Origin of the sequence: Streptomyces albireticuli, from assembly GCF_002192455.1 — a bacterium.
Classification (GTDB): domain Bacteria; phylum Actinomycetota; class Actinomycetes; order Streptomycetales; family Streptomycetaceae; genus Streptomyces; species Streptomyces albireticuli_B.
Genome location: NZ_CP021744.1, coordinates 3,288,860 through 3,302,568 on the forward strand (window position 1 = coordinate 3,288,860; position 13,709 = coordinate 3,302,568).

Consider the following 13,709-nt stretch of genomic DNA (forward strand, 5'->3'; position numbering starts at 1 on the left):
GCTTCGCCACGGGGCCGACGGAGGGAATCCCGGACGTTCACCGGCCTGGCGGGCAGGTCCCGTGGGCTACCGGGCGGCGCCCGCCCATCCCGGGAACGCACCACTTCCTCCTCCCCCCACCCACCCACGGGAGGGGCCGGGCAGGCCCGGCCCCGCACAGGTGAACGCCCCGCGCAGCGGCATCACCAAGGAACAGCACCGCGACGGCGCCGCACGGACAACAGCCCAGTACAGCGCAGCGACCCGGTACCGTAAGCAGAATGACCACGTCGCGGCCGGAGAAGCACACGAGCGGACCCCGCACGGGAGGAGCACCCGCCACGGCCCCCTCCCCCGGTTCCGCCCGGACGCTCGCCGAAGAGCTCCGCGGCCGCCCCGACGACTCCCTCGCCGGCCTCCTGCGCGCCCGCCCCGATCTACTCAACCCCGTCCCGGGCGACCTCACCCAGCTCGCGACCCGGGCCGGCACCCGCGCCTCCGTCGTACGGGCGCTGGAGCGCCTGGACCGGTTCACGCTCCAGGTCGCGGAGGCCCTGGCCGTGGCGCCGGACCCGTGCCCGTACGCCACGCTGGACGCCCTGATGGGCGGGGACGCGCCCGAGGACCCGAGGATCGCGGCCGAGCTGCCGCGCGCCGTGGCGGCCCTGCGCGACCAGGCGCTGGTCTGGGGCGGCGAGGACCGGCTGCGCCTGGTGCGCACGGTGCGGGAGCTGCTGGCGCCGAGCCCGGCGCACCCTTCCCCGACGGGCCTGGGCCCGTCCGTGGCCGAGGCGACGGCGGGCATGTCGCCGGGCCGGGTGCAGCAGATCATCGCGGCGGCGGGGCTGCCCGCGACGCACGACCCGGTGACGGCGGTCGCGGCGCTGACGGAGCTGTTCGAGGACCGGGCGCGGATGTCGGAGCTGCTGGACACCGCCCCGGCGGAGGCGACGGCGGTGCTGGGGCGCCTGGTCTGGGGGCCGCCGTACGGCACGGTGACGGCCGAGCCGGCGGCGCACCTGCGCTGGCTGCTGGACCGCGGGCTGCTGCTGTCGGCCGGTCCGGGGAGCGTGCTGCTGCCCCGCGAGGTGGCGCTGCACCTGCGTGCCGGGCGCGCGCACCGGTACCCGGAGCCGGTGGCCCCGGAGCTGGCGCCGGTCACCGAGCACTCCCCGCGGGTGGTGGACGCGACGGCGGCCGGGCAGGCGTTCACGGCGCTGACGACCGTCGAGGACCTGCTGAAGGGCTGGGAGACGGGCGGCCCGCTGGTGCTGCGGGCGGGCGGGCTGAGCGTGCGCGACCTGAAGCGGACGGCGGCCGCGCTGGACACGACGGAGCAGGCGGCGGCCTTCTGGACCGAGCTGGCGTACGCGGCGGGGCTGCTGGCGTCCGACGGCGAGGTCGACGAGCGGTACGCCCCGACGCCGGCCTACGACGACTGGCTGCTGCTGCCGGCGGAGCAGCGGTGGACGCGCCTGGCGACGGCGTGGCTGGCGTCGACCCGTACGGCGGGCCCGGTCGGCGGCCGGGACGCCAAGGCCCGTACGCTCGCGGCGCTCGGCCCGGACCTGGACCGCGCGCCGGCGCCGGAGGTGCGCCACCGGGTGCTGGCGCTGCTGGCGACGCTGCCCGCGGGCGGGTCGGTCACGCCGGAGACGCTGCTGAGGCGGCTGCACTGGGAGCGCCCGCCGCGCGGCACGGTGACGGGCGGCCAGGCGGGGGCCGCGCAGGCCGCCGCACCGGGCACCCGGCCGCCCACCGCGGCCGCTCCCGGACCGCAGCCGCACGTGTCCCATGACGACCTCCGCTCCCGCCTGGCGCTCTGGACCCTGACCGAGGCCGAGATGCTGGGCGTCACCAACCGGGGCGCCCTCACGGACCACGGCCGCGCCCTGCTCGGGACCGAGGCCGGCGGCGGCGCGGAGACCACGCCGGCGCCGTGGCGCCCGGCCGGCGAGGCCGAGCTGGGGGCCGCGGCCACACGGGCGGCGGCGCGGCTCGCGCCGCTCCTGCCCGAGCCGCTCGACCACGTGCTGCTCCAGGCGGACCTCACGGCGGTGGCCCCGGGCCCGCTGCGACGGCCCCTCGCGCAGACCCTGGGAGTGCTGGCCGACATCGAGTCCAAGGGCGGCGCGACGGTCTACCGCTTCACGCCCGGGTCCGTGCGGCGCGCGCTGGACGCGGGGCGGACGGCGACGGACCTGAAGTCGTTCCTCACGGAGCACTCGCGTACGCCCGTGCCGCAGCCGCTCTCGTACCTCATCGACGACGTGGCCCGCCGCCACGGCCACCTGCGGGTGGGCGCGGCCTCCTCGTACGTGCGCTGCGACGACGAGGCCGTGCTGGCGGAGATCCTCGCCGACCGGCGCTCCGCCCCGCTGCGGCCGCGCCGCCTGGCGCCGACGGTGCTGGCGGCGCAGGTCGCGCCCGACGCCCTCCTCGACGGCCTGCGGGCCATGGGCTACGCGCCGGCGGCGGAGTCGGCGGAGGGCGACGTCGTGGTCACCCGCGCCGACGCCCACCGCACCCCGCCGCGCACGGCACCCGCCCCGGTGCCGGAGGGCCCGCCCGTCCCCGACCCGACGCTGCTGGGCGCCGCGGTGCGGGCGATCCGCGCGGGCGACATGGCGTCCACGGCCGAACGCAGGCCCACGGCCGCCCCGGCCCAGGCCTCCGGCGGCCTGCCGCGCACGACGTCCGCCGACACCCTGGCGACGGTCCAGGCCGCGGTGCTGACGGGCGCGGCCGTCTGGATCGGCTATGTGAACGCGGAGGGCGCGGCGAGCCAGCGGGTGATCGCACCGGTGCGGGTGGAGGGCGGTTTCGTGACGGCGTACGACCACACGGCGGACGAGATCCGCACGTATCCGCTGCACCGGATCACGGGCGTGGCCGAACTGGTGGACGACTCCGTCTGATTTCCCTCACCCCCACGGGGGACGGCGGGTGTGCCTCGCCCCACCGTGGGCAGCCACGGGTCGAACAGTCACGAAACGCATCCGAAAGGCGACAGAAAGCAGGGGAGACCCGTGCGTCGTATCGCTACTGTCCTGTTCTCCACGATCGCGCTCCTCTAGGCGCCCGCACCCAGGGGGCGGCCCGGCCGGACCGGCCCGCCCCCGACCACGGTTCCGCCCGCGCCCGCACGGCTCCCGCCCCGCCTTTCCCCCGCATGGGGCACACTGGACGTTTGGCCTTACGGCGCCGCCCCGGCGTCCGTACCGGCCGACCGCTAGCGGAAAGGGCCCAGCGCGTGAACGGACCTCTCATCGTCCAGAGCGACAAGACGCTGCTTCTGGAGGTGGACCACGAGCAGGCGGACGCGTGCCGCCGCGCCATCGCCCCCTTCGCGGAGCTGGAGCGGGCGCCGGAGCACATCCACACGTACCGCCTGACCCCGCTCGGCCTGTGGAACGCCCGGGCCGCCGGGCACGACGCCGAGCAGGTCGTCGACGCGCTGGTCACCCACTCCCGGTACCCCGTGCCGCACGCGCTGCTGGTCGACATCGCCGAGACGATGGACCGCTACGGGCGCCTCAAGCTGATGAAGCACCCCGTGCACGGGCTGGTGCTGGAGAGCACGGACCGGCCGGTGCTGGAGGAGATCCTCCGGTCGAAGAAGGTGCAGCCGCTGGTCGGCGCCCGGATCGACGCCGACACGGTCGCCGTGCACCCCTCCGAGCGCGGGCAGATCAAGCAGACGCTGCTCAAGCTGGGCTGGCCCGCCGAGGACCTCGCGGGCTACGTCGACGGCGAGGCGCACCCGATCGAGCTGGAGGAGGACGGCTGGACGCTGCGCCCGTACCAGCGGCAGGCCGTGGAGGGCTTCTGGCACGGCGGCTCGGGCGTCGTCGTGCTGCCCTGCGGCGCCGGCAAGACGCTGGTCGGCGCGGGTGCGATGGCGCAGGCCAAGGCGACCACGCTGATCCTCGTCACCAACACCGTCTCGGCGCGGCAGTGGAAGCACGAGCTGGTGAAGCGGACGTCCCTGACCGAGGACGAGATCGGCGAGTACTCGGGGACGCGGAAGGAGATCCGCCCGGTCACCATCGCCACGTACCAGGTCCTCACGACCAAGCGGAAGGGCATCTACCCGCACCTGGAGCTGTTCGACTCCCGGGACTGGGGCCTGGTCGTCTACGACGAGGTGCACCTGCTGCCGGCGCCGGTCTTCAAGTTCACCGCCGACCTCCAGGCGCGCCGCCGCCTCGGTCTGACGGCCACCCTCGTGCGCGAGGACGGCCGCGAGTCGGACGTCTTCTCGCTGATCGGCCCGAAGCGCTTCGACGCCCCGTGGAAGGAGATCGAGGCGCAGGGCTACATCGCGCCCGCCGACTGCGTCGAGGTCCGGGTGAACCTCACGGACCACGAGCGGCTGGCGTACGCGACGGCGGAGACCGAGGAGAAGTACCGCTACTGCGCGACGACCGCCACCAAGCGGAAGGTCACGGAGGCGCTGGTGCGCAAGCACCGGGGCGAGCAGACGCTCGTCATCGGCCAGTACATCGACCAGTTGGACGAGCTCGGCGAGCACCTGGACGCGCCCGTCATCAAGGGCGAGACGACGAACGCGCAGCGGGAGAAGCTCTTCGAGTCCTTCCGGCAGGGCGAGATCTCGGTCCTCGTCGTCTCGAAGGTCGCGAACTTCTCGATCGACCTGCCGGAGGCGACGGTCGCCATCCAGGTGTCCGGCACGTTCGGCTCCCGCCAGGAGGAGGCGCAGCGGCTCGGCCGGGTGCTCCGCCCGAAGGCGGACGGGCACGAGGCCCGCTTCTACTCGGTGGTCGCCCGCGACACGGTCGACCAGGACTTCGCGGCGCACCGCCAGCGCTTCCTGGCCGAGCAGGGGTACGCGTACCGGATCGTGGACGCGGACGCGCTGCTGACCGGCGAGGACGCGTAGCCGTACGGGTCAGACGGTGCGTACGGCCCGCTTGTCGCTGTACTCGCCGAGGAGGACGACGCTCACGGCCGCGCCCGCGAAGACCTTGAGCACGCGGAGGGCGTTGCCGAGGCCGTGGCGGGGGTGGTCCGCGCCGTCGTGGAGGGCGGTGGCGCCCGCGTGGGCGCCCTGGGCGGTGGGGGTGAGGGACGCGGTGTTCATGTGTTCCATGATGGTTTCCGCGCCTTCGCCGTACATCGCCCTGCCGGTGTAAAAGCCGCCGCCCGTCCCTGGGACCACAGGACCATGCCGCCCCCTACGTAAGGGGGAGGGCGACCCTGAGACGCCCCGGGGTACGCCCGGCGCACCGGACGGAAAACCATTCGCGGGCCTCTTCCGTGGTGGCTACAATCGTCCGCCTTGCCGCCTCCCGCGCGCCCCGGCGCGCCGGGAGCGCCACCGACCGGACGGAAACCGGCGGGTCCACGCACCACCTTCAGCAACCGCCGTTCGCCCGGAGGCTCCGCCGTGCCCGCCCAGCAAGTCCCGAACGACCCCCTCGCGCGTGAGCGCGCCCACCTCTCCTCCTCCCGTGCCGCGCTGCGCGCCATGCGCGCCGACGTCGAGGCCCTGGACATCAAGGACGTCACCGCGAACTGGGTGAACGCCGCCGTCCTGGAGCGCCAGATCGAGGACCGCATCACCGCGCTCGCCGACCTCGCGCACACCCCGCTGTTCTTCGGCCGGCTGGACTATCTGCACGCGCCCGGCGCGGAGCAGGCGGAGGGCGGGGCATCAGGAGGGGCGGCGCGAAGCGCCTCTGGCAGGGGCGGTGGCCGGGAGACGGGTGGGCGCTTCTACATCGGCCGCCGGCACGTCCACGACGCCGACGGCGACCCCATGGTCATCGACTGGCGCGCACCCGTCTCGCAGCCGTTCTACCGGGCGTCCAAGAAGGAGCCGATGGACGTGCGGACGCGCCGCCGCTTCGGCTACACCGGCGGCGAGTTGACCGCCTACGAGGACGAGGACCTCACGGACGCGGCCGGCGAGGAGCAGGCGAGCCGGCTCCTCCAGACGGAGATCGAGCGGCCGCGCGTCGGCCCGATGCGGGACATCGTCGCGACGATCCAGCCGGAGCAGGACGAGATCGTCCGCGCCGGCATCGGCGGCACGGTGTGCGTCCAGGGCGCCCCGGGCACCGGGAAGACCGCCGTCGGCCTGCACCGTGTCGCGTACCTGCTCTACGCCCACCGCGAGCGGCTCGCCCGTACGGGCACGCTCGTCATCGGACCGAACCGGTCCTTCCTCCACTACATCGAGCAAGTACTGCCCGCCCTGGGCGAGTTGAACGTGGCACAGGCCACGGTCGACGACCTGGTCGCCCATGTCGAGGTGCGCGGCGAGGACTCCCCCGCCGCGGCCCGCCTCAAGGGCGACGCCCGCATGGCCGAGGTGCTGCGGCGCGCGGTGCGGTCCGGGGTGACGATGCCGGACGAGGCGGTCGTCGTGGTGCGCGGCTCGCGGCGCTGGCGGGTGCCGGCGTGCGAGATCGAGGAGATGGTGCGGGAGCTCCTGGCCCGCGACATCCGTTACGGCGCCGCCCGCGAGGCCCTGCCGCAGCGGATCGCGCACGCGGTGCTCGTACGGATGGAGGAGGCGGGCGAGGCGCCCGACGACCGGGTGCAGGACGCGGTGGCGCGGAACGCCGCGGTGAAGGCCGCGGTCAAGACGCTCTGGCCGGCGGTCGATCCGGCGAAGCTGGTGCTGCGGCTGCTGTCCGACGCGGAGTTCCTCGCGGGGCACGCGGAGGGCGTCCTGACGGCCGGGGAACAGGCGGAGATCCTCTGGGCGAAGCCCGCCCGGAGCGCGCGGTCCGCCAAGTGGTCGGCGGCGGACGCGGTGTTGATCGACGAGGCGGCCGACCTCGTCGCCCGGACGCCGTCGCTCGGCCACGTCGTCCTGGACGAGGCCCAGGACCTCTCCCCCATGCAGTACCGCGCGGTCGGCCGCCGCTGCACGACGGGTTCGGCGACGATCCTCGGCGACCTCGCGCAGGGCACGACGCCGTGGGCGACGCCGACCTGGGCCGAGGCCCTGACCCACCTGGGCAAGCCGGACGCCGCGGTGGAGGAACTCACGCAGGGCTTCCGCGTGCCGCGCGAGGTGATCGCCTACGCGTCCCGGCTGCTGCCGGCCATCGCACCCGGCCTCGCCGAGGCCACGTCGGTGCGTGAGACGGCGGGCGACTTCTCGGTGCGGGAGGTGGCCCCGGAGGCGCGCGACGAGGCGGTCGTCACCGCCTGCCGCGAGGCCCTGGAACGCGAGGGCTCGATCGGCCTGATCGCGGCGGACGCCCGCGTCGCGCCCCTGGCGGAGACCCTGCGCACCGCCGGCCTGCCGTTCCTCGCCCCCGGCGAGGAGACCTCGGCGGACTCCCGCCTGACCCTGGTCCCGGCGACCCTGGCCAAGGGCCTGGAGTACGACTACGTGGTCCTGGACGAACCGTCCCAGGTCGTCGCGGGCGAACCGGACGAACGGACGGGTCTGCGGCGGCTGTACGTGGCGCTGACGCGGGCGGTGTCGGGGCTGACGGTGGTGCATGCGGAGGGGTTGCCGGGGCAGTTGGGGTGACGGCCCCCTTCCCGGGGCGGTGACGCCATCCGGCCTCTGTTCGTTGCCGGCCGCTGCGGGTTCGTTTTCGGGTGCGGCGCCGTTTCCCGCTGCGGGGTCCGCTGCGCGGGGGCGGGTGCGTTGCCGGGTGCGGCGTTGTTTCCGCTGCGCGGGCGGGTCCCGCTGCGCGGGGCGTTCACCGTGGCGGTGTCGGGCCTGCGCGGGTGGTGTCGGGACTGCTTCGCTTTACGTCCCGACACCACCCGCGCAGGCCCGCCCCCTCCCGTGAGTGGGGGGTGAAAAACAGCTGTGGTCACGGTCAGCCGACATGTGCGGCTCAGCCCCCGCGTCTTTCCCCACCCACCCGCAGGAGGGGACGGGCCGGAGGGGTGGTCGCCGGGCGTAAAGCGAAGCAGCCCGGCGACCACCCCTCCGGCCCGGCACCGACCTGAAAGCCCCGCGCAGCGGACACCGCAGCGGGAAATGGCGCCGCACCCGGCAACAAACCCGCTACCCGCCAAGCGCCTCCCGCCAAACCCCCACCGCCGCCGCCGACACCGGCCGCCCCCACCCCTCCGGCCGGGCCGCGCCGCCGATGTGGAAAGCGGTGATCCCGGCCGCCAGCAGTGCGGGCACATGCGGCAGCTGGAGTCCGCCGCCGACGAGGATGCGGGGTTCGTAGCCCGGTTCGTCGCCGCGGGACGCCTCCGTGAGGAGCGTGGGGAGGCCGTCCTCGACGCCCGTCGGCGAGCCCGCCGTCAGGTACGTGTCCAGGCCCGGCAGGTCCGCGAGCTGCTTGCGGAGGGTGTCGCGGTCCGCCGCGCGGTCGATCGCGCGGTGGAACGTCCAGCGCGCCCGCGGCCCGATCGCCTCGGCGAGGGCGGTCACCGCCGTGAGGTCGGCACGGCCGTCGTCCGTGAGGAAGCCGAACACGAATTCGTCCGCCCCCTCCGCCGCCAGCGCCCGGGCGGACCCGCACAGCCGCTCCAGCGCGGCCGCGCCGCCCGCCGAGAAGCCGTCCGTGTCCCGCAGCATCACCCGGACGGGGATGCCGACGGCGGCGCGCACCGCCGCGAAGGTCTCCAGGGCGGGCGTGAGCCCGTCCGCGGCCATGTCGGTGACCAGTTCGAGGCGGTCGGCCCCACCGGCCTCCGCCGCCCTCGCGTCCTCGGAGTCGAGCGCGATCACCTCAAGAATTGGTCTAGACATGTAACAAAGACTGCCACACCCCCGGCCCGCGTCGAAAGCCGTGCCCCACAATTGGCCCATGGCATCTGTGTACGAGCACCCGTCCGGCCCCGCCCTGCGCGCCCGCTGGCGGGAGACCGTCGCGCGGACCCGCCCGGGCACCGCCGGCCCGGACCCCGGCCCGTACGCCGACGACCTGCTGCGCCGCTGGTCGGAGCCGCAGCGCCGGTACCACACGGTGGATCACCTCACGGCGGTCCTGGACCGCGTCGACGAGCTCTCGGCGCACGCCGACGACGCCGACACCGTCCGCTTCGCGGCCTGGTTCCACGACGCCGTCTACCGCCCGGACCGCTCCGAGAACGAGGAGCGCAGCGCCCACCTCGCCGAGCGCGCCCTGCCCGAGCTCGGCCTGGACGCGCGGCGCACCGCCGAGGTCGCCCGTCTCGTGCGGCTCACCGTCGGCCACGACCCCGCGCCGGGCGACCACGACGGCGAGGTGCTCTGCGACGCGGACCTCGCCGTCCTGGCGGGCGCCCCGCAGGAGTACGCGGCCTACGCGGCGGCCGTCCGCGAGGAGTACGGCTTCGTGCCCGACGCGGCCTTCCGCCAGGGGCGGGCCGCCGTGCTGCGGCAGCTCCTGGGGCTGCCGCTGCTCTTCCGCACCCCGCTGGGGCGGTCGCGGTGGGAACCGGTCGCGCGCCGGAACCTCACCACGGAGCTGGAACTGCTCGGCGAAGGCTGAGGCACGGAAGGCGCGGAAAGAACGGAAGGCACAGAGAGAGCAGAAGGCGCGAACGGCACGGAACCCGAGGCTCGCACGCCCCTGAGGCACCGCTTCAGGGGCGCTCGTACTTCGGCCGCCGCAACCCAGCCGACACCAGCAGCCGCACCAGCTCCTTGCTGCCCACCTCCCGCGCCCCCATCCGCACCGCCTGCCCGTAGGACGTCGACGGCACGTCGTAGTGGTCGCGGTCGAAGGCGCGCGGCGGCGCGCCCAGCCGGGCCGCGAAGGCGTGCAGCTCCGCGTACGACACGTCGCTGATCAGGTGGGACCACATCCGGCCGTGGCCGGGCCAGGTGGGCGGGTCGATGTACAGCGTCACCGGCGCGCCCGCCTCACCGCAGCGCCTTCCCGAGCGAGCCCACCGGCGCCACCAGGACGACCTGCTTGGCGCAGGCCCAGTGCGGGTCGGCGCCCAGCTCGGGCTCGACCTCCAGGGCGTGCGGGTCGCCGGAGTCCGTGCAGACCGGGCAGAGCGGCCAGCGGCCGTGCCGCTCCAGCAGGGCGTCCTGCACGTCCTGTGCGACGAGGCCCACCAGATACGCGGCGCCTTCCGGCCACTGCTCGACCCACCACCGGCGGTGCGTGATCGCGTCCTCCACGAGGGAGACCACATCGGCCTCCGCCACCTCACCCGCGACGAGATCGGCGAGGACGAGGGCGCGCGCCGTGTGCAGTGCCTGTTCGAGCTCCATACGGTCCATTGTCCAAGACGGCGAGGGTTGACGGCTCACCAGGCCGAAAATACCTTTCAAAAGGTGAGCAGCAAATTGAAAGAAACTTTCGGAGACGTCCCCCCGGGGCCGCAGCCCTCCGCCCCGCCCGCGCCCGGCGCCCTGGCCGCCAAGGTCCGTACGCTCGGCCCCTCCATGACGCGCTCGATGCAGCGCGTCGCCGAGGCCGTCGCCGGCGACCCGGCCGGCTCCGCCGCGCTCACCGTCACCGGCCTGGCCGAACGCACCGGTACGAGTGAGGCGACCGTCGTCCGCACCGCCCGGATCCTCGGCTATCCCGGCTACCGCGACCTGCGCCTCGCCCTCGCCGCCCTCGCGGCCGAGCAGGCGGCGGGCCGCGCCCCGGCCGTCACCGCCGACATCGCCGTGGACGACCCGCTCGCCGAGGTCGTCGCCAAGCTCGCCCAGGAGGAGGCCCAGTGCCTGGCGGACACCGCCGCCGGGCTCGACACCGCCCAGCTGGAGGCCGCGGTCGGCGCGCTCGCCACCGCCCGCCGCATCGACGTCTACGGCATCGGCGCCTCCAACCTCGTCGGCCAGGACCTCGTGCAGAAACTGCTGCGCATCGGGCTGCTCGCGCACGCCCCCGCCGACCCCCACCTGGCCGTGACCAACGCCGTCCAGCTGCGGGCCGGCGACGTGGCCGTCGCCATCACCCACTCGGGCCGCACCACCGACGTCATCGAGCCGCTGCGGGTCGCCTTCGAGCACGGCGCGACCACCGTCGCGATCACCGGCCGCCCGCAGGGCGAGATCGCCCAGTACGCGGACCACGTGCTCACCACCTCCTCCGCACGGGAGAGCGAACTGCGCCCGGCGGCCATGTCGAGCCGCACCAGCCAGCTCCTCGTGGTGGACTGCCTGTTCATCGGGGTCGCGCAGCGGACGTACGAGACCGCCGCGCCCGCCCTGTCCGACTCCTACGAGGCACTGGCCCACCGGCACGCCCCCTGACCCCGCCCCCACCGGCTGACCCGCCTGCGACGGACACCCCCTCCGACGAACAACGGAAAGGCGCCGAACCCCCATGGCCCCCTCTGCTTCGTCCGCGGCCCACGCCGCCCTCCGCGCCGAGCTCGCCACGCTCACCACCGAGGCGTTCCGGCCGGACCTCGCGGACATCGACCGGCTGCCGACCCTGGACCTCGCGCAGCTCATGAACGGCGAGGACGCGGCCGTCTCCGCCGCCGTCGCCGCCCGGCTCCCCGAGATAGCCGCCGCCATCGACGCGACCGCGGCCCGGATGGCCCGCGGCGGCCGCCTGGTCTACGCCGGCGCGGGCACGGCCGGCCGGCTCGGCGTGCTCGACGCCAGCGAGTGCCCGCCGACGTTCAACACCGACCCGGCCCAGGTCGTCGGGCTGATCGCGGGCGGCGCGCCCGCCCTGGTCACGGCCGTGGAGGGCGCCGAGGACAGCCGGGAGCTGGCCGCCGGCGACCTGGCCGCGCTCGGCGTCGGACCGGCCGACACCGTCGTCGGCGTCTCCGCCTCCGGCCGCACGCCCTACGCCGTCGGGGCCGTCGAGTACGCCCGCGCGGCCGGCGCGCTGACGATCGGGCTGTCCTGCAACGCCGGCTCCGCGCTGGGCGCGGCGGCCGACCACGCGATCGAGGTCGTGGTGGGCCCCGAGCTCATCACGGGCTCCACCAGGCTGAAGGCGGGCACCGCCCAGAAGCTCGTCCTCAACATGCTCTCGACGATCACGATGATCCGCCTCGGCAAGACGTACGGAAATCTGATGGTCGACGTCCGCGCCTCCAACGAGAAGCTGCGCGCCCGCTCCCGGCGCATCGTCGCGCTCGCGACCGGCGCCTCCGACGCCGAGACCGAGGCCGCCCTGGAGGAGACGGGAGGAGAGGTGAAGAACGCCATCCTCGTCGTCCTCGGCGGCGTCGACGGCCGCACCGCCGCCCGGCTCCTGGACGAGGCGGACGGGCATCTGCGCGCGGCGCTCCACCTCGCGCGGGGCTGAGCCCCGCGCCCCACGCAGGCAAGGCACCATGGCACCAGACGAACCGGCGGACCGGCACAGCGCCACCGCCGCCGCCCTGCTCCCCCTCCTGGGCGGCGCCGGGAACGTCCTGTCCGTCACCCATTGCATGACCCGGCTGCGCCTGGAGCTGCGGGACCGCGCCCTGGTCCGGGACGCGGAGCTGCGGGCGCTGCCCGGGGTGCTGGGCGTCGTCGAGGACGGCACCTCGTACCAGGTCGTCCTGGGGCCGGGCGCGGTCGCCCGGGTGACCCCCGAGCTGGCGCGGCTGGCCGCGCCCGTACCCGGCCCCGCCGAAGAGCCCGTACCCGGCCCCGCCGAGGAGCCCGCGCCCGTCACCGCCGCGGCGCTCGCCGCGCGGGGGTCCGCGCTCCGGGCCGCCCGTAAGGCCCGCAACGCCACCCCGGTGAAGCTCCTGCTGCGCCGGATCGCCGCGATCTTCGTCCCGCTGATCCCGGCCCTGATCGGCTGCGGCATCGTCGCGGGCCTGGCCGGGCTGCTGGCGAACCTGCGCTGGCTGCCCGCGCTCGCCCCGGGGCTGGCCGCGGTGGCGTCCGGCTTCATGTCGCTGATCGCGGTGTTCGTCGGCTACAACGCGGCGAAGGAGTTCGGCGGCACCCCGGTGCTGGGCGGCGCCGTCGCGGCGATCATCGTCTATCCGGGCGTCGACCGGGTGACCGTCCTCGGCGAACGGCTCGCGCCCGGCCAGGGCGGCGTGCTGGGCGCGCTGGCGGCGGCCGTGCTCGCCGCGTACGTCGAGCGGTGGTGCCGGACGTGGGTGCCGGAGGCCCTGGACGTCCTCGTCACCCCGACGCTGACGGTGCTGGTGGCCGGCTTCGCCACCCTGTACGGGCTGATGTTCGTCGCCGGCGAGGTCTCCACGGCCATCGGCCACTTCGCGGATCGGCTCCTCGGCGAGGGCGGCGCCGCGGCCGGCTTCGTGCTGGGCGGGCTGTTCCTGCCGCTGGTGATGCTGGGCCTGCACCAGGCGCTGATCCCCATCCACACGACCCTGATCCAGCAGCAGAGCCACACCGTCCTGCTGCCGATCCTGGCGATGGCGGGCGCGGGCCAGGTCGGCGCGGCGCTCGCGGTCTACGCCCGGCTGCCGCGCAACGGCTCGGTGCGCGGGACGATCCGCTCCGCGCTCCCGGCCGGCCTGCTGGGCATCGGGGAGCCGCTGATCTACGGCGTCTCGCTGCCGCTGGGCCGCCCGTTCGTCACCGCGTGCGTGGGCGGCGCGTTCGGCGGGGGCTTCGTGGGCCTGCTCAACCAGCTGGGCCACGTGGTCGGCTCGACCGCGATCGGCCCCTCGGGCTGGGCCCTCTTCCCGCTGCTCAGGGGCAGCCACGGCCTGGGCCCGGCGGTGGCGGTCTACGGGACGGGGCTGCTGGTGGGGTACGCGGCGGGCTTCGCGGTGACGTACTTCTTCGGCTTCGGCAAGGGGCGGGTCGCGGAGCTGAACGCGCCGAAGGCGGCACCCCCTTCGCAGGGAGTGCCGCCTTCGGCGTACAGCGTTCAGGACAAGTGATCCTCGCG

The 13,709-nt window shown here is 75.2% G+C and carries 11 protein-coding genes; 7 read left to right on the forward strand and 4 right to left on the reverse strand.

What is annotated here, in order from left to right:
• Window positions 1-260 precede the first annotated feature (260 nt).
• Both SMD11_RS13850 and SMD11_RS13855 read left to right on the forward strand, forming a co-directional pair.
• Window positions 261-2,897: a helicase C-terminal domain-containing protein gene (locus tag SMD11_RS13850; protein WP_087926763.1), complete on the forward strand. Its 2,637-nt coding sequence runs from the start codon at window positions 261-263 to the stop codon at window positions 2,895-2,897.
• A 335-nt stretch (window positions 2,898-3,232) separates the two neighbouring features.
• Complete coding sequence (locus SMD11_RS13855) at window positions 3,233-4,882, forward strand: DNA repair helicase XPB (RefSeq protein WP_087926764.1); 1,650 nt, start codon at window positions 3,233-3,235, stop codon at window positions 4,880-4,882.
• A 9-nt stretch (window positions 4,883-4,891) separates the two neighbouring features.
• Here SMD11_RS13855 and SMD11_RS13860 read toward each other — a convergent pair whose 3' ends face one another.
• A complete protein-coding gene (locus SMD11_RS13860) occupies window positions 4,892-5,083 on the reverse strand; it encodes a hypothetical protein (RefSeq protein ID WP_087930491.1) in 192 nt (63 codons plus the stop codon).
• 306 nt (window positions 5,084-5,389) lie between these two features.
• Here SMD11_RS13860 and SMD11_RS13865 point away from each other — a divergent pair, with 306 nt between their 5' ends.
• Entirely contained in the window at window positions 5,390-7,495 is a 2,106-nt protein-coding gene (locus SMD11_RS13865; protein ID WP_087926765.1) for a HelD family protein, read from the forward strand.
• A gap of 489 nt (window positions 7,496-7,984) precedes the next feature.
• Here the strand turns inward: SMD11_RS13865 and SMD11_RS13870 are convergent, their stop codons facing one another.
• Window positions 7,985-8,683, reverse strand: coding sequence for a copper homeostasis protein CutC (locus SMD11_RS13870; RefSeq protein WP_087926766.1), 699 nt, complete (start codon window positions 8,681-8,683; stop codon window positions 7,985-7,987).
• 58 nt (window positions 8,684-8,741) lie between these two features.
• On the opposite strand from SMD11_RS13870, the gene SMD11_RS13875 reads away from it, so the two are divergent.
• Window positions 8,742-9,407, forward strand: coding sequence for a hypothetical protein (locus SMD11_RS13875; protein ID WP_087926767.1), 666 nt, complete (start codon window positions 8,742-8,744; stop codon window positions 9,405-9,407).
• A gap of 94 nt (window positions 9,408-9,501) precedes the next feature.
• Here the strand turns inward: SMD11_RS13875 and SMD11_RS13880 are convergent, their stop codons facing one another.
• Both SMD11_RS13880 and SMD11_RS13885 read right to left on the reverse strand, forming a co-directional pair.
• Window positions 9,502-9,768: a DUF4031 domain-containing protein gene (locus SMD11_RS13880; protein WP_087926768.1), complete on the reverse strand. Its 267-nt coding sequence runs from the start codon at window positions 9,766-9,768 to the stop codon at window positions 9,502-9,504.
• A gap of 13 nt (window positions 9,769-9,781) precedes the next feature.
• Entirely contained in the window at window positions 9,782-10,141 is a 360-nt protein-coding gene (locus SMD11_RS13885; protein ID WP_087926769.1) for a hypothetical protein, read from the reverse strand.
• A 63-nt stretch (window positions 10,142-10,204) separates the two neighbouring features.
• Between SMD11_RS13885 and SMD11_RS13890 the strand changes: the two genes are divergently transcribed.
• The 3 genes from SMD11_RS13890 (at window position 10,205) to SMD11_RS13900 (ending at window position 13,701) form a co-directional block, all read left to right on the forward strand.
• A complete protein-coding gene (locus SMD11_RS13890) occupies window positions 10,205-11,134 on the forward strand; it encodes a MurR/RpiR family transcriptional regulator (RefSeq protein ID WP_087926770.1) in 930 nt (309 codons plus the stop codon).
• 73 nt (window positions 11,135-11,207) lie between these two features.
• Window positions 11,208-12,152, forward strand: coding sequence for an N-acetylmuramic acid 6-phosphate etherase (murQ, locus tag SMD11_RS13895; RefSeq protein ID WP_087926771.1), 945 nt, complete (start codon window positions 11,208-11,210; stop codon window positions 12,150-12,152).
• Window positions 12,153-12,180: 28 nt separating this feature from the next.
• Complete coding sequence (locus SMD11_RS13900) at window positions 12,181-13,701, forward strand: PTS transporter subunit EIIC (protein WP_087926772.1); 1,521 nt, start codon at window positions 12,181-12,183, stop codon at window positions 13,699-13,701.
• Window positions 13,702-13,709: the final 8 nt, after the last annotated feature.